The following is an 18,320-nucleotide window of genomic DNA, read 5'->3' on the forward strand; positions in this document are numbered from 1 at the left end:
TTCGCATCAGGAGAATATATGGTATATATTTAAGCATTATAGATTAAATATTTACACAAAATGTTATCATCTTCTGACGCTAGGGCTCATATAGAAAATACTCATTCATCATTTCGGGGTTTATTAAATTCGTTGATAAATGATGACTCGGTTTCAAGTATTTTAATTGGGGAAACTCATGATATTAGCCCTACTAAAGACGCTATTTTGTCCAATTTAGATCTTCTTGCCAACTCACGACGTCGTATCATAATTATCAGTGAGAATTTAAATCAAGCTGAGAACTCTGCCTTAAAAAGTTCATTAAAAAATGCGATTAAAGGAGGTGTTAATCCCCTAAAAAAAGCATCTTTTTTAAAAGAAAAGACAATAGATACTTATGAGTTGATTTATGCTGCTTTTTCTGAGGGAGTACCCGTTTTAGGTGCGGAAAATAAAAAGTCAAATCCTTTTGGTTCTTATAAAGCCAAAGAGATAACTCAAAAAGTTATAAGAAAAATGGAAATATATCAAAGAAGCCCTGAACGAATTATTGTTACTAACAGTGAGTTTGCCAAACTGATTAATAGTTTTTGCAGTAAAGATATTCTTCCTATCTTTATAGGCGGAGGAGCCCATATTGTGGCCTTGAGTTCAAAAGATAAGCTCTATGATCCAGGGCTTCAAGGCAGGATACAAAATAGTGTTTCAATTTATTTAAACGAAGATAGCACTCCTTCAATTACAAGTTCTTTTTCCTATTCTGCTCCTGATAGAGAGTTAACAGGTCAATACGATTATATGGTTTTAACCAATAAAAAAGAACTTTATAAAAATAAATTTGATAGTATTGACGATTTGAATTCTAAAATAGATTATTTAATAGAAATTCTGGATAAGCTGATTAGTAGCCATATTTTTTTCCCAAGAAATTTAGTCTTTACTTTACAAGAAGAATTAGATCCCATTCTTAACGCCTTTCAAGATAGTGCACATTGCGGGTGTTCTTTTAAATGTCTGCCAACTATTTTTGAAGATGTTTTGAAAGATAAAAACAGGCTTAAAGAGAAATCTTCATTTTTTAATAAATCGCATACTTCACTATCTCATTATTCTCGAAAACAATTATCCGATGCTATTCACCATGATTTGTATGAGTTTTTAAATTCCAGTTCAAAAACGCTCTAAGCTGATGATTTCATCTTTAGAATCAATTGGTTGACATTGCAAAGCATTAAAAGCAACTTATGCTCTCTTTTTTAAATCTCCTGAATAAAGAAGTAAATTCTCATTAATTATAAAATGACTTGATTTTTATGATCGATATGTTTAAAGTTCGATCAACTTAACGTTATTAAGGAGGATTTCATATGTTAGGTTTTTTTAATCAAGAAAATAGATGGCGTGCTACGATGCAAGTTGCCAATGGTCTGGTTCTTGCACTGGCTGCTTATGAAATGATTAACAATCCAGAGACAATCTGGGAAAATGGTTTTGAAATAGCAATGCATGCATTGAATATTATTACATTTCAAGGTAATGATAATGCATTAACAAGTATCGGAAATGCGGCACTTAATTTTTCAAGTCTAGGTTCAATATATGGTTGGGTTGCTTCGGGTGGTTCTTCACGGCCAGTAATGGTAAATGTGGCAGACGCGCTTTTACATGTAACTAATGCTGTAACTAGCGTTTGCTATAGAACCGACAACACGATCAAACACGAAAACACAACTCAAACCCCCTCTATGTAAAAAGTAGAATAAAGGGGTATTTCCTTGTTGCTCTTGGGGTTGAGGAGAAGCGCTAAGCGGTGTCACTCAGCCTTATACCGAACTTTAACGCGGGGATGTTTCTGATTTTCTTACCCATCACCTTAACTTGGCTGAATTTAGCGTACAAATTTTATAGCTTTCATTTTCTAACCTGGTCGAAGGATGAGGAAGCAGGTGTGAAGCCTGGATCGTTTGATAAGATCGTTCAACCGGATATCAATTGTAATTATATTTTTGAGCTATATTAAACATATGGGATTTGATAACTATAAGAAGGACAAATCATGGGCTCTATTCTGCTATTCATCTTAGCAGTAACAACAAATTATTTGCCTCAATCGCCTTTGAGGTTTTCTCAAGCACAGTCAATGATTTATGATTTATTGGTTAATGAGGCTACTCCATTTCCAGGCCCAATACAAATTAATGAACAGTCCCTAAACGAAATCAAATTAATGTTGAAGCATGAGGCACCTAATTTAAATCCATTGGTGATTGATAAAGTAATGACAACATTAAAATGCGCGGATCAATATAATGTGGATCATAATAATATTTTAACGGTTATTGATTATTCCCTGCCTTCAAATGAAAAGCGTTTATGGGTGTTTGATTTAACAGCAAAAAGACTGTTGTTTTATACTTATGTATCGCATGGTATTAAATCTGGATCTTTAATGACCAATTATTTTTCTAATAAATATAATAGCAAAGCGAGTAGTATTGGTGTTTACCAAACTCAGCAGGCTTATTATGGCCGAGATGGACTTTCATTACGATTAGATGGTTTGGACAGGAGCTTTAATGATAATGCCTCTAATCGTGCTGTAGTGATGCATTCAGGTTGGTATGTTGAGGAAAGCTTTATTAAAAAATACGGAAGACCTGGACGCAGTTGGGGGTGTCCAGCACTTCCTATGGAAAACTCCCAGGCAATTATCAATACTATAAAAGATAAGTCTTTATTAGTTATTTATTATCCTAGTGATATGTGGTTTGCAAAATCAAAGTTTTTAAATTGCGATAAGTCTTCCTTACCCCAATATGAAAATTATCAAACGGTACAAATTCCAGCCTCTGCTCCTGATGATCATCGAGATGCCATTTTATTTGTGGGTAGTGGTTATAAAGGAAGCAAGCTTGCGGAAAGCAAACCTGTGGCAGTAATTTCAGCGGATGATTATGCGCAAATATTTCACAGAACAGCACCGCTAACACGTATGTTACGCCGCCAAATCGATCATCATGAATACATTGCATTGAGTACCGACGAACTAAGTTATTTAGCGAGAAACAGTGTGGAAGCTCCAGGACACGATAATGAACTCAGTCACATTTATTTTGTTATCCCTGTTCTTAAAGTGGTTCGTGGCGGATATTACGAAACGCAAATGCAGATTGTCAATTTAGGCAAAATTAAAGAAGTTAAAGTCAATGGTGATTCTGTTCGCGAAAATGGATCTGCTACCAGTTACACTGTTTATTTTGAAGGAAAACCAGCGGTTAATTTAAATGCAAGTAAGGAGTTTATCCGCTGGGTGGGATTATAAGCGATGCTACGATTTTTTAACTTTTCAAGCAGAGAACTTATTCAATTTGAATGTCCATAAAATAAATTATGGCTATAAAACAGTCCATTGTTTATTCTCAGGAATTATCAAAGGAACAAAAGGGAATTTTCAAATTGAATCCGATATTATTTTGACATGTTTAAAAAATATGGTTTCTTAGGTTCTTCAATTTACTCCAGTCCATGCAAGATACTGATACTTCATTGAATTTACATGAGCGAAAAGCAGCAGTACATAAACGCTATCGATCAGGAGCATCGGCTACTTTTGATCGTTTGATTCTGCGATACAGATAATATAACGATACATACATAAACGATCCCTATCATTAAAGCAACTGATGGAGAAAAGTTCCTTAAGGCTATATCCTCTAAAAATAGAGCATATTTAGACTCAATTTAAGTTCTCTCTACCTTGAGTCTTTATTAGATGATTCTGTATCTGAATCTCTTAATTCAAGCCACATTGCATTCAAGACAGCGAAGCAGCAGGCTAAGCCTGTGCCTAAAATCCAGGAAAAATACCACACGATAAGCCTCCTAATAAGCAGTATCTTTGTTTTTAATGATGGTTTTTTCTGTTATTTTTCCACGTAATACCCGGTAAACCCAAGCGGTATAAAGTAATACCACGGGCAATAAAATAACAGTAGCAACTAACATAATAAATAAGGTTAATTGGCTTGATGAGCTATCCCATACTAGCAAACTTTGTTCTGGGTGAGTCGAAGAGGGTAGTATGAAAGGAAACATGCTTATTCCTACAGTCGTAATGATACCAGCGACAGAAAGGCTGCTGCAAAGGAAGGCGGTTTTAGTATGTTTTGTTGAAGTAATGAGGGCCAACAATGCAGCAATAATTCCTATTCCAGGAGCTAATAAAGTAATAGGATAAGAGTGGTAGTTAGAAAACCAGGCATCTGCTTGTTGGATTACTGTTTTATAATGGGGATTTGAAGGCCCATCATGAGCTAAGGCACTATTTAAGATATAACCGTCAATACCATAATGAAGCCAAAATCCACCAACAATAAAAAGCAAAAGAGTGAATAATGCACTTATTTGTCCCGCATTAATGGCTCGTTGTTGTAGATGCCCCTCTGTTTTTAAGTTAAGAAAAAAAGCGCCGTGCATGGCTAACATCACCACAGATAATAGGCCACATAATAAAGCAAAAGGATTAAGTAAACTAAAAAAACTACCCGTATAAAATGGCCGTAAATAATCATCAAAATAAAATGGGACACCTTGCAGGACATTTCCTATTGCAACACCAAAGATAAGTGCAGGTACAAATCCTCCAACAAACAACGAATAATCCCAGAACAAACGCCATTGGGGATTTGTTAATTTTGAGCGATACTTAAATCCAACTGGACGCAAGATTAAGGCAAGCAACACAAGGAGCATAGCAAAATAAAAACCAGAGAAGGATAATGCGTATAACGTTGGCCATGCCGCAAAAATGGCTCCTCCACCTAAAATAAACCAAACCTGGTTTCCTTCCCAGGTGGGTGCAATACTATTAATTAACACTCGTCTCTCGGTGTCGGTTTTTGCAAGCCAAGGCAACCACATGGCTACACCTAGATCAAAACCATCCATTATTGCAAAACCAATCAATAATATACCAAGTAGTACCCACCATATAATTCGTAATGTTTCATAATCCAAAGGCATCATGAGTCTCTCCTAGTGAGCCATATTATCAGGGCCAAGACGGATGTACTTAACCATTAAGTAGATTTCAACCACGGCAAGTATTGTATAAAAAAGGACAAATCCAGTAATTGAAGTAAGGACTTGAGCAGAGCTTAGGCTAGAGGTCCCCATGGCAGTGGGTAAAATATCTTGTACTACCCAGGGTTGGCGTCCATATTCTGCAACGACCCAACCTAGCTCTGCTGCGACCCAGGGTAGAGGTAATGCGAAAAATGCAGCACGCAAATACCAACGAGAAGTATGTAATTTGCGTTTCATCGATAAGTAAAAGCCAGTTGCAAATAGAAAAATGAAGAAAAACCCACAGGCAACCATAATACGGAATGAGAAAAATAAAGGAGTAACACGTGGTTTTAAATCATGTGCCGCTTGATTGATTTGATCGTCAGTTGCATCAACTACTTTTTCTGTGTATTTTTTTAACAACAAACCATAGCCTAAATATTTATTATGTGCCGTAAAATCGGCTTTTGCTTGTTCATCAGTTGGATTTTTTTGTAATCTCGTTAATGCTTCATAAGCCTGTATTCCTTCTTTGATTCGTTCCTTTCCTTGCTCAATTAACTCTGAAATACCTTGTAGGGGTTGGGTGAATGTGCGCGTCGCTATTAAGCCTAATACATAAGGGATTTCAATAGCATAATCAGTTTGCATTGTTTCTTCATTGGGAATGCCAAAAACTGTAAGTGCTGCAGGGGCTTTTTCAGTATGCCACATTGCCTCTATAGCGGCGAATTTCATTTTTTGGTTTTCGTTATCGAGGTGGCCGCTTTCATCACCAAGAACTACTACTGCCAATGCAGAAGCGAGTCCAAAGCTTACAGCTACAGTCATTGATCGTTTCGCAAAATTAATGTTTCTGCCGCGCAATAAAAAATAAGCACTTATAGACAAGACAAAAATAGACCCTGTAACATATCCAGCACTAATGGTATGGACAAATTTTGCTTGAGCTACTGGGTTAAACATAACAGCCACAAAATCAGTCACTTCCATACGCATGGTCTGAAAATTAAACTCTGCCCCAACGGGGTTTTGCATCCATCCATTGGCAATTAAAATCCATAATGCTGAAAGATTGGTACCTAAAGCCAAGAGCCACGTACAAAACATATGTTGCAACCGACTTAACCTATCCCAGCCGAAGAAAAAAAGACCAACAAAAGTAGCTTCTAAAAAAAAGGCCATGAGTCCCTCAATAGCTAAGGGAGCTCCAAATACATCACCTACGTAATGAGAGTAATAAGCCCAGTTGGTACCAAATTGAAACTCCATGGTCAGGCCGGTTGCTACACCTAAAACGAAATTGATTCCAAAAAGAACACCCCAGTATTTGACCATCTGTCGCCAGATATCTCGGCCAGTCATGACATAAATGGTTTCCATTATTGCTAAAAGCAATGAGAGGCCTAAAGTGAGTGGGACAAAAAGAAAATGATAAAGCGCTGTCAGGGCAAATTGTAAACGCGACAGATCGACTAGTTCACTACCAGGAATCATTGAGCACCTCACATGTCATGTACTTTGTTGATAAAGTCCTTGCTATAATCCCCTAAATAGGGGATCGATTTCCCTAATTCACTTCTCTTTAGAATGAAGATATTCTTTATCTTGCACTCCCAGCAACCATTGTTCATTGCTTAAATGCGATTTTTCCACATCTTTGAAGCAAATTATCCATAGGGAAATCAATAAGATAAGTTTAATAATTAAGGTTACTATAATATCACGAGCCAATGGTTTTAGCATGTTTCTACCTCTTTTTTTTGACTCAGTATTCCAAATTTTAACGATTCGGCAATTAATGAGGCTCGGTGTATGATTTCTTGAGCAGATTCAATAGGTAAATGGTATAAGGCCTCGTCTTTAAATAAATTAAGCCAACGAATAAAATGGTGTGCCTCAATTGGAGCAAGCTTTTGTAGTGAAATATGTTTTTGATAAGCGTTGCCGTGGTATTCGTTAGTTTTCAACATCACACTATTCCAAAATTGGCAAAGGAGAGGAATATGTTCCTTCCAGTCAACCTTAGCTTTATCGAAAATAGGTCCAAGGACTTCATCTTTGCGCACTTTTTGGTAAAAATGAGTCACTAGGTTTTCGATATGTGTTTTATTTAGCTCAGTCATAAATGATTTACTGATGTAAATAATTAGCAAATGATACTTAAGTTTTATTTTAAATACAACTTTAAAAGGAACTCTATTTTTCTAATCTTTTTATAATATTTGGCAGGGCTACGCTATTGCGATGCCTTTTGTTTTGGGCATCATAAAGGAAAGTGATTGCATGATGTTTTTTTGGTCAGAAATTTTTGTGTCCAGTTCTTTTTTTTGAGCCAATTCTTGAACATAACTCATTTGGACTGAGGCTTATTTGATGACAAAAATATGGCAATCTATCTATTTTTAAAGCTTATTTAAGCTATAATTTGTGTATCGATATTAGGAAAGGGAAATAATTATGAGCAGAAATATTATGAAAAGAATCATATGCGTTGCAGTTTTTGCTCTAGGTATGATTTGTGCTGGTACAAGTCTAGCATGGTATGGTGGCTATCATGGCGGCTATTATCATGGGGGTGGTTGGCATGGCGGTTATTATGGTGGTTATCATGGCGGCTATTATGGCTATCATGGTGGCTATTACCATGGTGGTGGTTGGGGCTGGGGCGGCACAGGTGTTGTCATAGGGGTACCGGGTTATTATTATGCTCCTCCCGCTTGTCAAACTATCCGAGTCTGCAATGCTTATGGGCACTGTTGGTATCAAGATTCCTGTTATTAATTAAAATACAGCTACATCAAAAAGCCCACAATAGCTTTGTGGGCTTTTTGTTTTTAAACAATATGCTAAAGGGGTATCTACCAAGTTCCAAACAAGGCAAAAGTAAAGTGATGTGAAGGAATGCACGAGTACATGATTGAGTCGAAAGGGCTTGTACCTAAGTTAATACGTAGCAGGTGGCGCTATAGATGATAGTTTATGCCTTGTAATTCAATCTACCATAGGCAAACAGCTAAACTAATTGAGGGAAAAGCTTGTGGTATCTTTTGGTGAAAATTGATACAATTTATGTTTGATTTTTCATAATTTAAACGGTCTTATTATGGATAGCACTTTAGAATATTTGAAACAGGTTGACTGGGAACGCATTGTATTTGCGGTGTTGCTGCTTTTTTTTGGCTATTTCATTGGAAAAAAAATCAGTCATTGGGTTGAAAGATTTATTGAGAGTAGATTTTCAAAGCATCAGGCTATGTTATCAAGCCGCGTGGTCTTTTATAGCTTATTTTTGTTATTTTTAGTTTCAGCACTACATGAAATGGGTTTCAAATTAACTATATTGTTAGGGACTGCAGGTTTGTTTACTGTGGCACTTAGCTTTGCTTCGCAAACGGCAGCGTCTAACTTGATTAGTGGGGTATTTTTACTTTTTGAACGACCTTTTAAAGTAGGGGATGTTATTTCCATTAAAGATATTAAAGGTACTGTAGAGACTATTGATTGGTTATCTACAAAAATTAAAACAAATGATAACCGTTTGATTCGCATACCCAATGAGGGTTTAATCAAGTCAGAAATCACTAACTTAAGTACATATCCGCAAAAACGTGATGAAATAATATTAAGAATTGATGCGGCGCATGATGTTAATAATATTAAATCATTGATCCAAAAAATTTGTGACGAATGCTGTCATATTTTACCTATGCCAAGTACAAAAATTTTATTTTCACAAATGATTGATAGAGGAGGTATAGAACTTAAAGTGTTGTATTGGTCCAGTGTTGATATTGCAACAGTAAGGGATGAGGTACTGTCTGCCATTAAAACTACATTTGAACTGGAAGCAATTACTTTTGTGCCTGAACGAGGTTTTATTCCTCCACTTGCCCCCTCAACAACCCCATTGTCTTTATAATGGTGGTTGCGCGTAGTAGTACGAAAATCATTCCTAAAAAATAGATAGTGCCATTGGCTCAAATCCCAATGGCACCAGCTTAAGAGCGATTAAATTAGTGCGATAATTTAGAGTTTGCATTAGAAAATCGCTGATCTTCAATTTCCATGGGTGATTTGGCATTGATAGAGCCCCATCGACGCCTAAAAGGGAAGGAGCAATAAGTGCTTAGTAACATTCGGTTTCTTGATTCTGTTTAGGCTGGTGTGCACACAAAGACCAGTTTTTTCATTCCGCAGGTTAGTAATAAATTTTTTGATAAATCTTATGCAGACATAGTTCTTTTCTGCTTTACTTCATAAAGATAACAAAAAAGTAAAGCCACTTGCGGCTCAAGCATACTAGGTGTATGTTGAATAATGAAGGGATTGGAAGTAGGAGTTGAAATGGAAGCAACGATCGAAATTATTGGATATTTGGCTTGTTCTTTGGTTTTTGCAACTTTTTATGTCAAACGAATCTTGACATTACGTTTAATAGCAATCTGTTCTAATGTAGCGTTTATTCTGTATGCGATTGGAAGTACACTCTATCCGATTTTTATTCTACATTCATTTTTATTACCATTAAATTTATATCGGATTTTTGAAATAAGAAGAAGTGCCCGTACTTAGTTGTAATTTTTTAGCTTGCCGCTTTTTTAATGACTTAAAACGAAATAGTAAAAAAAATGTAAATAATTACAGCGTGCATCTTAAGCTGGTTTTTATCTTGTTATTATGTACAACATGTTTGGAGATTGTTCGAATAGCAAGCTCCAAATTAGAACAGCTAATGCTTTAAAATATGAAAGAAACTGGCAAGAGTTGTTTAATACTTTTGGGGGAGAGGGCGCTCGCAATTGTTAGTTCGTAGCATAAATGCAGGGAAGTAAAGTAGAGGATTTACAATAATTTAAAATCTCGTTTTTTCTTCGTTACATTTAGGCTACGTATCTATCAATTTTTATCCTAATATTTGCTATACATATTTATTTATATTTCTTCTCATGCTCAAGTAACCATTGCTTACGTGCAATACCACCCCCATATCCTCCTAAATTTCCACTAGTGTTAATAATACGATGACACGGAACTATAATGGAAAGTTGATTTGCCCCATTTGCATTGGCAACTGCTCTGTATGCAGTTGGTTTTCCTATAGTTTGAGCTTGTTGTGCGTAACTTCTGGTTTCTCCATAGGGAATCATGGTTAAAGCATGCCAGGCCATCTTTTGAAAAGGACTTCCTATCATATTAATTGGTGTATTAAATTTTTTCAGATGTCCTGCAAAATACTCTTGGAGTTCTTTTTCAATCGAATGTATGGGAGGCGTATTGCCGGGAATGATTGCAGCATTCATTTTGTGCCTCAACCGTTCAATTTCACGCTCTAACCCTCGTCTATCTACAAACTCCAAAAGATACAATGCCTCCTCACTAGCGACGACAAGGATTGGTCCTAATGGAGAGTCAAACCAAGAAGCTTTCAAGACAACAGGATGCTTAGTCAATTGAGAGGGGGCTGCGCCCATAATTTTAGAAAAGGCATCACGAAAACCACTGCTTGATTCATATCCGACATTAAGTTGTGTTTCAATCACTATGTTACCCTCACGAATTTGTTTCATGGCGATACCCATTCTGCGTGCACGTGCATATGCAACAAAGGTCATCCCAAACCGCTTTTTGAATTGTCTGCGAGCGGTTGATGAGTCCACTCCTAAAACGGCGAAATCGCTATTTTTCCATCTTTTTTCAGGATTTGCTTCTACAGCAGCAACCAGGGTTTGAATCAAAGGAGAGACTTGATTGGGATGAGATAATGGCTGGCAGCGCAAGCAAGGTCTATATGATGCCAGGAGTGCCTCCTGAGCAGTTTGAAAGAATTCGCAATTTTGACGTTTGGGTTTTTTGGCAGGACAGGTTGGTCGACAAAATATCCCGGTTGATTTTACCCCAACATAAAAAATACCTTCATATTCCGAGTCTTTAGTAAGTACTGCTTGATAATATTCATTTTTTACTGTTTCAGTTAACATAAAATGCTCATTCTCTTTTTAATTACTATAGCTTTTTTTAAAAAAAGCGCGACCGAAATTTAGGCATTGAATTTTTATTGGTTTGAACCATGATTTTAGAATCACATAGTTACACGGGTTGTAACCTCTGTCCACTAAAGCAAGTGGGATGAGTGAGTGCTCCTTGGGCAGGCAAAGTAATCTGTACCATGCCACAAGTATCTGTTCTGTAAAAAGGGATATTCAGTTTTTTCATGTTTGCTAAAGTCTTGTCATGGGGAAAGTGAAAGCGATTATCAAAGCCCAGGGAGGCTATAGCATAGAGCGGAGCAACTTCTAATAAGAATCTGTAGGATGATGAAGTTTTACTGCCATGATGAGGAACAAGCAGCACATCTGATTCAAGAATATTGCCATAAGTCTGCACCAGATAATCTTCAGCTATTTTTTCAATATCGCCAGCTAAGAGCATCCGTCCTGCATGTGTTTCTATTTGTAAAATGCAAGAACTGTTGTTTTTTCCTCTAAGGGGAATTTTTATTGGCAGAAAACGGAACGAAACACCGTCCCATTGCCATGGTGGATAATCATGACATTTTAAACCACGATGATAGAAATGAGGCTCATTGACTAATAGCCTCTCTACTGGTATTTCTTTTTCCAGTGATTTAAGTCCTCCAAGATGATCTTTATCAGGATGGCTCACAACTATGGTATCAATTTTTTTGATACCCAAAGTGTTAAGATAAGGCAAAATAACCATTTTCCCTAAATCATTTCCTTGAAAGAAACGATCTCCTGTATCATAAAGCAATACATGGTGTTGCGTTCGAATCGCAACAGCCAAGCCTTGCCCTACGTCCAAAACATCTATTTTGGCTTCGCCTGCTTGAATGATTGTTCGCGGTGGAAAAAACGGGAGCAATAACCAAAGCATCGCGATCCATTGAAAAGGTTTAGTGGGTAGTAAAACCCACATCAATAAAGCTCCAATTAGAACAAGAGCCAGTTCTATAGAATAAATGGGGCAATTAATATTTAGAGCAGCTAAATATTCTGACAAGGATAGCCCTTTAAACAATAGGGTAATGAGTAAAGAAACGGCCTTCATTAGTATCTTTGCAATGCTTAAAGAGCTGACCGTCATTGTCATTAATGACAACGGAACAATGAGTAATCCCACCAAAGGTATAGCGAAAAGGTTTGCAATAAATCCATTAATTGAGCCATAAGCATACCAATATAAGGTTAGGGGCATTAACCCAATTAAACAGCTTAACTGTAGGGCTAAAGAGGCTTTATATCCTTTTAAACGCCAGCGTTGTTGTGTTAAGAGCAAGCATGCTACTGCAAGAAAAGAAAAATAGAATCCTTGCATAAATACGGCATGTGGTTCAATCAATAAGACACCACATAGAGCATAGCGCCATACTTGCCATGGAGTAAAACGCTGGTAGCCCAAGCTATAAAGGGTATAAAAAAAACATCCGATAAGTGCCCTTTGGACAGGAGGTGCAAAACCTGCTAAAAACGCATATCCTGATGCAGCCAAAAGGCCACCCATACTTGCAATATGAGGGGCTGGAATGCGTAAGCAAAGACGAGAGCTTCGAGTCCATATCCAACGGAGTAACCAATAAATAATACCTGAAATTAAGGCGATATGTTCACCTGAAATACCAAATAAATGGGTTGTGCCAGTACGTCTAAACAAATCCCAGCTTTTCTGGTCAATATGGGTTGTTATATTTAAAGCTAAAGCCTCTACAATTCCAGCGGTTTTTTGATCAGGTGCCAACAAGCCGAGTTGCTCGCTTAATTGTTCCCTTAGTTCTAGCCAATTGAAAGATGAGGGGACTTTTGGGAGTTGCTTATTTCCTCTAGAATGAATATATCCAGTCCACAATATATGGCGTGTTGCGAGTGAACGTACATAATCCATACTCCCTGGATTTAGATAATTTCTTGGCTTTTTCAATTTCACTTTAAATTTCCATCGTTGCCCTACATGGATTTTGGGGGCTTTGTTATACCATGATAATTGTATTATCCCTTGTGCTGGATGATTGTCGTATTGTTCTAAAGCCAATAAAAAGAGTGTCTTAGATGGACTTTGGAGCGGAATAGATGCAATTGTTCCTTGGATGCTGACTTGGGGTATTACTTCAACATCGGGTAATCCTTTTGGTAAATTTTGAGATTGGTGCACAGTCGCGATGAAGATGCCTAAAAGAAAAAACAGGATATTCGCATACCTGGGAATAATGAAAAAAATAAATAAAATAAGTATAGGCAATAATCCGTGTAAGGTATATCGATACAATATGCCTATAAAAAAGCAAAAAATTTCCATTTCATTTCAAGTTGGACTGTCCATTGGGAATAGATGGTAGGGAGTTATCTTATCTTTGTAAAGCAAAATTGAATGCTATTTTTTCCTTAAATTAATGGCAATGAGTCTTGGGTATCTGCTTTAGATAACTAGACAAGAAAGAAAACAGCAGGGATAATTAGAGTTTTTGTCTTTAAAGAAACACATGACCACACCCCTCATTGAAATCAGAAATGTTTATAAATCATATGGCCATACCCCAATTTTGAATGATATTTCTTTAAGTGTTAATCACGGTGAGTTTTTGACTTTACTTGGACCTTCAGGTTGCGGAAAAACGACATTATTACGCCTTATTTCCGGATTCGAAAGTCCTACTCGGGGGGAAATTTATATTAATGGTCAATGTATTAACCGCTTGCCCCCTCAAAAAAGGGATGTACATACTGTTTTTCAAAGCTATGCACTTTTTCCACACTTATCAGTCTTTGAAAATGTGGCTTTTGCTTTGCGATGCAAGAAAGTTCCTCATCAAGAAATTGAAGAACGGGTTTCTGATGCTTTAAAATTAGTCCAGCTTCAGGATTTTTCAGAGCGCAACATCAAACAACTAAGTGGCGGCCAACAGCAACGTGTTGCTATTGCACGAGCAATTATTAATAGGCCACAAGTACTTTTGTTAGATGAACCATTAAGTTCTCTTGATTATAGACTTAGAAAAGCCATGCAATCAGAATTAAAACAGTTACAGAAAACTTTGAATATGACATTTATTTTTGTGACCCATGATCAAGAAGAAGCTTTATCCATGTCAGATCGGATTGTTGTGTTTAATCATGGTCATATCGAACAAATTGGAACTCCTAAATGTGTCTACGAAACGCCTGCAAATTTATATGTAGCCCAATTTATTGGTGAAGCCAATATATTTGATGTTCAAGTTCATTCTTTAGATGATGCGAATCTTATTACCTCTATCGAAGGTGTACCCCTACTTTGTAAAAACAGTGGGAATTATGTGGTTGGTGATCGTATTCATTTAATAGTGCGTCCAGAAGACATTCGTGTCTGGAGTTTATCGGAAGTGGACAAGACAGAAGGCATGTTACCCGGACATATCGCAGATATTATTTATAAAGGTTCAACCGTAGATTTGAAAGTGATACTGCCCTCGGGAAAAATGATCTATGCATCAGAGTTTTTTGACGAAGATGATGATAAATTAGAATATACCCTCAATGAAAATGTATGGGTGCAATGGTTATCCGGTTGGGAGGTTTTATTGCCTTATGAAGACTAGATCTATTGCGCTTTACATCCTGTATTTTTGGTTAATTTTTTTTGGTGTTATTCCTTTATTGATGATGCTTGTTTCTAGTTTTCTCTCAAAGGATAGTATGCATCTGGTTGCTTTTCCTTTTACATTCGACAATTATGCGGATTTATTTACCCCGCTTTTTGCTAAAATTTTTTTTCGATCCCTAATTATTGCCTGTATTACTACCTTGTTATGCCTGTTAATTGCATATCCTTTTAGTTATTTAATGATTAAATCAAAACGTCAATCGATTTTGTTGTTGTTGATTTTTATTCCGTTTTGGACAAGCTCTTTGATAAGAACTTATTCATTAATTGCAATCCTCAAATATAAGGGTGTTTTAAATGCGCTCCTATTGAAATTACATTTAACCCATGAACCTTTGTCCTTATTATATACCAATTTTTCTGTAATTATTGGTTTGGTCTATAATCTGTTTCCTTTTATGGTGCTTCCTATTTTTACCAATATGGAACGATTTGATTTCAGATTATTTGAAGCAGCTCGAGATCTGGGGGCAAGCAAATGGTTTATTTTTACGCGAGTGTTTTTACCTAATACGGCACCTGGAATTTTATCAGGGTGTTTATTAGTTTTATTACCTGCGATGACCCTGTTTTATATTCCAAATGTATTGGGAGGCGCTCGTTCTATTTTATTAGGTAATTTAATTCAAAATCAGTTTCTTGTTTTAAGTAATTGGCCTCAAGGTTCTGCAACCAGTGTCATACTCACATTATTGCTGCTTTTGTTGTTGTTTTTTTTCCGACGCCAGAAAAATGAGGTTATACGATGAAAACATTCATGCAGCGTCTTTTTCTTTTTTTTGTATATGCTTCACTTTATGTTCCAATTATCATATTGGTTTTATATTCCATAAATGACGCAAAATTTTCATTGCAGTGGCATGGTTTTTCTCTAAGATGGTATTACGAACTCTTCCATGATCGCGATTTATGGTCGGCTTTTTTAAATTCAGTCATACTGGGTTTGAGCTCGGCATTAATCGCAACCACTATGGGGCTTTTGGCCTCAATCTATTTATTCCTTTTTCGTTCAAAACGTCGCCAAATTTTTTATACCTTGTTATTGTTACTCATTATTATTCCTGATTTGGTTCTTGGTGTTGCCTTATTAATTTTCTTTAATCTAACTAAGGTTCCTATAGGTTTTTTAAGTTTATTAATTGCCCATATTACATTTTCAATACCCTTTGTGATATTAACTATTAATGCTCGAATCCATACGTTAAATCCTAATATTTATTTTAGTGCCCTAGATTTAGGCGCTAGCCGTTATGTGGCACTTACCAGGATTTTATTACCTTTACTTTGGCCTGCCGTTTTAAGTGTATTTCTTTTAAGTTTCACTTTATCGTTTGATGATGTCATTATCAGCTATTTCGTGGCGGGGCCAGATTTTACGATTTTACCTTTAACCATTTATTCATTAGTACGTACAGGAGTTACCCCTGAACTGAATGCTCTGTGTTCGATCATCTTTGTTCTATCCATGATTTTAGTTATTATTTCTCATCGATTATCAGGAAAACTGGTATGAAATATCTTCTACTCGCACTGTCCTTTTTTTTTACTTCCAAGATTTTTTCCAATCCAGTCGTTAATGTATATGTTTGGGGAGGGGAAATTCCTAAAAGTTTGATTCAACAATTTGAACAAGAGTCTGGAATCAAGGTTAATTTTTCAACCTATGACAGTAATGAAACAATGTATGCAAAGTTAAAAGCAAGCCAACAAACAATTTATGATGTGATTCTTCCCTCTGCTTATTTCGTGGAGCGGATGAAAAGACAAGATATGCTGCAGCCGCTGGATCATAAACAACTGCCAAATCTTGATAATTTGGATAAACGTTTTGTTAATAATGATTATGATAAGGACAATCATTATAGTGTACCTATTATATGGGGAGCAACGGGTATTTTTTATAACAGTAATGCGATACATCAACCACCGAAAGCCTGGAGCGAGTTGTGGGATAAAAACTGGCGCAATCAGCTTATGCTCCTGGATGATTCGCGGGAGATTTTTGCAATTGCGTTAATGAGTTTGGGATTTGACCCAAATGACAATAATCCAGAGCATATTAAAAAAGCTTATGAGCATTTATTGCAACTTGTGCCTAATATTAAATTATTTGCGAGTGACAGTATTCAGGCAATTATTATTGATGAGGATGCCCTGGTTGGCTCTGCATGGAATGGTGATGCATTTAAAGCTCAGGCTGAAAACAAGGCTATTGGGTTTGTTTATCCTGAAGATGGTTTTGTGATTTGGGTGGATTGTTTCGCAATTCCTAAAAATCCCCCGCATCCTAAAGAGGCGCTCCAATTTATTAATTTTATGCTTAAAGCTGAGGCAAGCGCACAAATGGCATTAAAGGAAGGACATGCTATCACTAATGAGAAAGGTCGTGCTTTGTTGCCTTTATCAGTTAAAGATAATCCCATGATTTATCCTTCTGAAGACATCATGAAAAAAGGCCAATTCCAACGCGATGTTGGAGAAGATACACTAATGCTTTATAACCGGTATTGGGAACAATTAAAGCTGGCTTTTTAGTTTTATAGCGTTATTAACGTTTAGATTATTTTTTTCAGGTGCATTGTGAGCTTATATCCCTCCACTTCTTTGATGTGTTGACGATGCATTCCAGGGGACCTGTTTCAATACTTTTTTTGAAAAGTGGCGGTCAAAATTTTTTCTTAATGTGTGGAGCTCTTAATAAAACCTTAATGTTTCTATATTAAACTTCGGGCTCACAATTTAGTCAGTTTGTGTTTATTATAATTAGGAGTTTTATATGCCTAAGGCGTTCACCCATTTATGCAAAAATGTTAATTTAAGTTTGTATGACAATACCCTTACTGTTTATACAAAATCAAAAATGTCTTTTCCGCCGATACGTACCGAGTTGGATTTACTCATGGTTTTATTGTTTTCGCAAATGGATTGTGTGAGTGCGCAAATAGATAAAATGTTTGATATGCGCAAAAATGAACTGGGTGTTTATCGCTTTGTACATCGTGATGACTACGATCATCATTTGTATCATCAAGATAATTTTAATATGGATGACAATCATTATCATGCGCAATTTGCGAAAACTATTGATGAAATTAAATTAGAAGATATTTTAGGAATATTAGAGAAGCATAATCTGATTTCATCGGAAGAGCATGAGAGTTTCATCAGGGCTTACCATGAAGCGAATACTATTCCTCTTGATCTTACAAGTTCAACAAAAGTGGTCTTTATAGAACAAGAAAAGAGTCAAGTAGCTCCAGGTGATACACCTTCTAAAAAACCATCTGTGAAACAGAAAGATGATGAAGTTACTTTCGGAGGCTTTAGAAGAGGATTTTTCCTTGCTGCATCCTCAAAAACAGTTGTGACAAAGAAAGAAGACTCCAAAACTTCTGGTTTGAACAACTTCTGCTGATTAACATAAGTTCTGCGTAAGGGTAGCTCCATCATGCTGCCTTTACGTTGCTAAACGAACGATATCCTATAAAATGCGTGGCATTTATACAGAGTTCAATTTTAAATGAATTCAGTTCGACATAAAAAATGGAATTTCAATTTTTATCGAACCCACATTAATGAGTTCTTTTGGAATGTACTTATACTATTTCAACGTG

18 protein-coding genes are annotated in these 18,320 nt (G+C 36.4%); 11 read left to right on the forward strand and 7 right to left on the reverse strand.

Annotated elements, in window-relative coordinates:
- Positions 1-132: 132 nt before the first annotated feature.
- The 3 genes from EKG34_RS02200 (at position 133) to EKG34_RS02210 (ending at position 3,304) form a co-directional block, all read left to right on the forward strand.
- Positions 133-1,167, forward strand: a complete 1,035-nt coding sequence (locus EKG34_RS02200; RefSeq protein WP_003635565.1) for a hypothetical protein — start codon at positions 133-135, stop codon at positions 1,165-1,167.
- 182 nt (positions 1,168-1,349) lie between these two features.
- Entirely contained in the window at positions 1,350-1,733 is a 384-nt protein-coding gene (locus EKG34_RS02205) for a hypothetical protein (protein WP_003635567.1), read from the forward strand.
- 305 nt (positions 1,734-2,038) lie between these two features.
- The gene (locus tag EKG34_RS02210) at positions 2,039-3,304 is read left to right on the forward strand and encodes a murein L,D-transpeptidase catalytic domain family protein (protein WP_003635568.1); all 1,266 of its coding nucleotides are present in this window, start codon (positions 2,039-2,041) and stop codon (positions 3,302-3,304) included.
- 430 nt (positions 3,305-3,734) lie between these two features.
- Here the strand turns inward: EKG34_RS02210 and cydX are convergent, their stop codons facing one another.
- The 5 genes from cydX to EKG34_RS02230 form a co-directional block, all read right to left on the reverse strand.
- Positions 3,735-3,854, reverse strand: a complete 120-nt coding sequence (cydX, locus tag EKG34_RS02215; protein ID WP_080619953.1) for a cytochrome bd-I oxidase subunit CydX — start codon at positions 3,852-3,854, stop codon at positions 3,735-3,737.
- A gap of 10 nt (positions 3,855-3,864) precedes the next feature.
- Positions 3,865-5,004: a cytochrome d ubiquinol oxidase subunit II gene (cydB, locus tag EKG34_RS02220; RefSeq protein ID WP_012979332.1), complete on the reverse strand. Its 1,140-nt coding sequence runs from the start codon at positions 5,002-5,004 to the stop codon at positions 3,865-3,867.
- Positions 5,005-5,016: 12 nt separating this feature from the next.
- Positions 5,017-6,546 (reverse strand): cytochrome ubiquinol oxidase subunit I, encoded by a 1,530-nt coding sequence (locus tag EKG34_RS02225; RefSeq protein ID WP_003635575.1) that lies wholly within the window; start codon positions 6,544-6,546, stop codon positions 5,017-5,019.
- Between the two features lie 78 nt (positions 6,547-6,624).
- The gene (cydP, locus tag EKG34_RS18130; protein WP_003635577.1) at positions 6,625-6,795 is read right to left on the reverse strand and encodes a cytochrome oxidase putative small subunit CydP; all 171 of its coding nucleotides are present in this window, start codon (positions 6,793-6,795) and stop codon (positions 6,625-6,627) included.
- On the reverse strand, positions 6,789-7,175 hold the full coding sequence (locus tag EKG34_RS02230; RefSeq protein ID WP_003635579.1) for a group III truncated hemoglobin: 387 nt from the start codon (positions 7,173-7,175) through the stop codon (positions 6,789-6,791). Before EKG34_RS02230 ends, cydP begins: the two co-directional genes overlap by 7 nt.
- Before the next feature lie 334 nt (positions 7,176-7,509).
- Between EKG34_RS02230 and EKG34_RS02235 the strand changes: the two genes are divergently transcribed.
- From EKG34_RS02235 to EKG34_RS02245, 3 genes are all read left to right on the forward strand, one after another.
- Complete coding sequence (locus EKG34_RS02235; protein WP_003635583.1) at positions 7,510-7,833, forward strand: hypothetical protein; 324 nt, start codon at positions 7,510-7,512, stop codon at positions 7,831-7,833.
- A gap of 322 nt (positions 7,834-8,155) precedes the next feature.
- Positions 8,156-8,971, forward strand: a complete 816-nt coding sequence (locus EKG34_RS02240) for a mechanosensitive ion channel family protein (RefSeq protein ID WP_003635585.1) — start codon at positions 8,156-8,158, stop codon at positions 8,969-8,971.
- Positions 8,972-9,396: 425 nt separating this feature from the next.
- Positions 9,397-9,624, forward strand: coding sequence for a hypothetical protein (locus tag EKG34_RS02245; protein ID WP_172622913.1), 228 nt, complete (start codon positions 9,397-9,399; stop codon positions 9,622-9,624).
- Between the two features lie 356 nt (positions 9,625-9,980).
- Here the strand turns inward: EKG34_RS02245 and EKG34_RS02250 are convergent, their stop codons facing one another.
- Positions 9,981-11,030, reverse strand: coding sequence for a bifunctional transcriptional activator/DNA repair enzyme AdaA (locus EKG34_RS02250; protein WP_003635594.1), 1,050 nt, complete (start codon positions 11,028-11,030; stop codon positions 9,981-9,983).
- 109 nt (positions 11,031-11,139) lie between these two features.
- Positions 11,140-13,362, reverse strand: coding sequence for a DNA internalization-related competence protein ComEC/Rec2 (locus EKG34_RS02255; protein ID WP_003635596.1), 2,223 nt, complete (start codon positions 13,360-13,362; stop codon positions 11,140-11,142).
- A 184-nt stretch (positions 13,363-13,546) separates the two neighbouring features.
- Here EKG34_RS02255 and potA point away from each other — a divergent pair, with 184 nt between their 5' ends.
- The 5 genes from potA to EKG34_RS02280 all read left to right on the forward strand — a co-directional run bounded on the left by potA (position 13,547) and on the right by EKG34_RS02280 (position 18,121).
- Positions 13,547-14,641 (forward strand): spermidine/putrescine ABC transporter ATP-binding protein PotA, encoded by a 1,095-nt coding sequence (gene potA / locus EKG34_RS02260; RefSeq protein WP_003635598.1) that lies wholly within the window; start codon positions 13,547-13,549, stop codon positions 14,639-14,641.
- Complete coding sequence (locus EKG34_RS02265; protein ID WP_003635599.1) at positions 14,631-15,455, forward strand: ABC transporter permease; 825 nt, start codon at positions 14,631-14,633, stop codon at positions 15,453-15,455. Before potA ends, EKG34_RS02265 begins: the two co-directional genes overlap by 11 nt.
- Entirely contained in the window at positions 15,452-16,219 is a 768-nt protein-coding gene (locus tag EKG34_RS02270; RefSeq protein ID WP_003635601.1) for an ABC transporter permease subunit, read from the forward strand. The genes EKG34_RS02265 and EKG34_RS02270 overlap by 4 nt, the downstream gene beginning before the upstream one ends.
- Positions 16,216-17,241, forward strand: a complete 1,026-nt coding sequence (locus tag EKG34_RS02275) for an ABC transporter substrate-binding protein (RefSeq protein WP_003635604.1) — start codon at positions 16,216-16,218, stop codon at positions 17,239-17,241. The genes EKG34_RS02270 and EKG34_RS02275 overlap by 4 nt, the downstream gene beginning before the upstream one ends.
- Positions 17,242-17,482: 241 nt before the next feature.
- On the forward strand, positions 17,483-18,121 hold the full coding sequence (locus EKG34_RS02280) for a hypothetical protein (RefSeq protein ID WP_003635606.1): 639 nt from the start codon (positions 17,483-17,485) through the stop codon (positions 18,119-18,121).
- Positions 18,122-18,320: the final 199 nt, after the last annotated feature.

Source organism: Legionella longbeachae (genome assembly GCF_004283175.1).
Taxonomy (GTDB): Bacteria; Pseudomonadota; Gammaproteobacteria; order Legionellales; family Legionellaceae; genus Legionella; species Legionella longbeachae.

Excerpts from the sequence above, each read along its gene's own strand:
- EKG34_RS02255 (WP_003635596.1), bottom strand. The coding sequence starts at position 13,362 with ATGGAAATTTTTTGCTTTTTTATAGGCATATTGTATCGATATACCTTA.
- EKG34_RS02230 (WP_003635579.1), bottom strand. The coding sequence starts at position 7,175 with ATGACTGAGCTAAATAAAACACATATCGAAAACCTAGTGACTCATTTT.
- potA (WP_003635598.1), top strand. The coding sequence starts at position 13,547 with ATGACCACACCCCTCATTGAAATCAGAAATGTTTATAAATCATATGGC.
- EKG34_RS02210 (WP_003635568.1), top strand. The coding sequence starts at position 2,039 with ATGGGCTCTATTCTGCTATTCATCTTAGCAGTAACAACAAATTATTTG.
- EKG34_RS02235 (WP_003635583.1), top strand. The coding sequence starts at position 7,510 with ATGAGCAGAAATATTATGAAAAGAATCATATGCGTTGCAGTTTTTGCT.
- cydP (WP_003635577.1), bottom strand. The coding sequence starts at position 6,795 with ATGCTAAAACCATTGGCTCGTGATATTATAGTAACCTTAATTATTAAA.
- EKG34_RS02270 (WP_003635601.1), top strand. The coding sequence starts at position 15,452 with ATGAAAACATTCATGCAGCGTCTTTTTCTTTTTTTTGTATATGCTTCA.
- EKG34_RS02225 (WP_003635575.1), bottom strand. The coding sequence starts at position 6,546 with ATGATTCCTGGTAGTGAACTAGTCGATCTGTCGCGTTTACAATTTGCC.
- EKG34_RS02280 (WP_003635606.1), top strand. The coding sequence starts at position 17,483 with ATGCCTAAGGCGTTCACCCATTTATGCAAAAATGTTAATTTAAGTTTG.
- EKG34_RS02275 (WP_003635604.1), top strand. The coding sequence starts at position 16,216 with ATGAAATATCTTCTACTCGCACTGTCCTTTTTTTTTACTTCCAAGATT.
- cydB (WP_012979332.1), bottom strand. The coding sequence starts at position 5,004 with ATGCCTTTGGATTATGAAACATTACGAATTATATGGTGGGTACTACTT.
- EKG34_RS02245 (WP_172622913.1), top strand. The coding sequence starts at position 9,397 with ATGGAAGCAACGATCGAAATTATTGGATATTTGGCTTGTTCTTTGGTT.
- EKG34_RS02205 (WP_003635567.1), top strand. The coding sequence starts at position 1,350 with ATGTTAGGTTTTTTTAATCAAGAAAATAGATGGCGTGCTACGATGCAA.
- EKG34_RS02250 (WP_003635594.1), bottom strand. The coding sequence starts at position 11,030 with ATGTTAACTGAAACAGTAAAAAATGAATATTATCAAGCAGTACTTACT.
- EKG34_RS02265 (WP_003635599.1), top strand. The coding sequence starts at position 14,631 with ATGAAGACTAGATCTATTGCGCTTTACATCCTGTATTTTTGGTTAATT.
- EKG34_RS02240 (WP_003635585.1), top strand. The coding sequence starts at position 8,156 with ATGGATAGCACTTTAGAATATTTGAAACAGGTTGACTGGGAACGCATT.